Origin of the sequence: Streptomyces sp. C, assembly GCF_000158895.1 — a bacterium.
GTDB lineage: Bacteria > Actinomycetota > Actinomycetes > Streptomycetales > Streptomycetaceae > Streptomyces > Streptomyces racemochromogenes.
Genome location: NZ_GG657750.1, coordinates 650,043 through 651,278, shown reverse-complemented (window position 1 = coordinate 651,278; position 1,236 = coordinate 650,043). Strand labels below are relative to the sequence as shown.

Sequence of the window (1,236 nt, the reverse complement as noted above, 5' to 3'; positions counted from 1 at the left end):
TCCTCACCCGGGCGGACTCCCCACCATGCTCATGCCCGCGGGCCGACCCGGCGACCGGTCGCGGGCATCGGGTGGTGCGCCCGGAACGTGGCACGGCACCGCCGGCCGGTGCGGGACGGCGGTGCCGTGCCGGCGGTGCGTGCCGGCGGTGCCGGGCCGGCGGGTGCGTGCCGGTCAGTGGAAGAGCATGGACGCGCCGCCGGCCTCCGTGGTCACGGATCCCGGGCACAGGAAGCTGCCCGAGGTCTTGGTGGCGGTGAAGGCGCGGTTGACGTACTTCCCGGTCGCCGCGTCGCGGTCCCACAGGATGTTGGTGGCCTTGTAGCGGCAGGAAATGAAGCTCTGCTGGCCGGTGATGTCGATCACGTCGGTGAGGGCGTTGGCCCCGGTGGAGCCGAAGGTGAACGACGGGTTGTTGTTGAGGGTGGCGGTGATGCCGCCGCCGCAGGCGAGGTTCCCGCCCGGCCTGTTGATGCTGGTGCGGTCGACGGTGAGGGCGTTGGGGGGATTGGCGCTGGTGCGGGCGTTGGTCCAGGTGCAGGTGTTGCCCGCTACGACGATGACGCCGTCGACCTTCTGGTCGGCGGTGGTGCCGAAGGCGGCGGCGCTCGTGACACTGCCGGCCGTGGCCGCGAGGGCCAGTGCGGCGACGGCGAGCTTCGCACGGTGCATCATGTCGCTCCTCTGTGACACGTCCTTGTGGGGGTGTGGTGCGAGGGCGGTGCGGAGTGCGCCACGGAATGTGTCACAGCCGTCTTGAAATGTCATGCACGTGTCATGCATTGGCCGGAATGAGGCCCTGGACAGGGGGAGGAGGACGGTGTCAGGGGACGTCGGTGTCCGTCGGCTCCGCCTCGTACACGTGCGGGGCGTCCCCCTGCCACTCGATCAGCGCCGGCCCGCCGCCGAGCACCACCTCGTCGGGGTCCGGGACCTCCGCGCGGCGCAGGAACTCGATCACGTCCGCGTCGGTGTGCGCCGTGCCGAGGGCCGCGTCCCGGTCCCGGACGCGCAGGGTGACCCGGCGGCCGCCCGAGGGGGAGATGCGGTGGACGACGATCGGCGCGTGCTCCATGCCTCCACCCTGGAGCCGCTCCGCCGCGGGCGCATCCGGGCACCGACCGCCGGGGGCGGTACCCCGGTGTACTACCGGGGGAGTACGCCGGGAACGCTACGCAGGGGTGACGCCGGTGACGGGGAGCCGGTCTAGCGTGACGGTATGGAAACGCTGAGCGG

At 72.1% G+C, this 1,236-nt stretch carries 2 protein-coding genes; both read right to left on the bottom strand.

The annotated features are described in order from the left end of the window. Positions 1-174 precede the first annotated feature (174 nt). Positions 175-675, bottom strand: a complete 501-nt coding sequence (locus SSNG_RS03070) for a hypothetical protein (RefSeq protein WP_042800458.1) — start codon at positions 673-675, stop codon at positions 175-177. Between the two features lie 148 nt (positions 676-823). Further along, positions 824-1,075, bottom strand: coding sequence for a hypothetical protein (locus SSNG_RS03065; protein ID WP_007262330.1), 252 nt, complete (start codon positions 1,073-1,075; stop codon positions 824-826). Positions 1,076-1,236: the final 161 nt, after the last annotated feature.

Excerpts from the sequence above, each read along its gene's own strand:
- SSNG_RS03065 (WP_007262330.1), bottom strand. The coding sequence starts at position 1,075 with ATGGAGCACGCGCCGATCGTCGTCCACCGCATCTCCCCCTCGGGCGGC.
- SSNG_RS03070 (WP_042800458.1), bottom strand. The coding sequence starts at position 675 with ATGATGCACCGTGCGAAGCTCGCCGTCGCCGCACTGGCCCTCGCGGCC.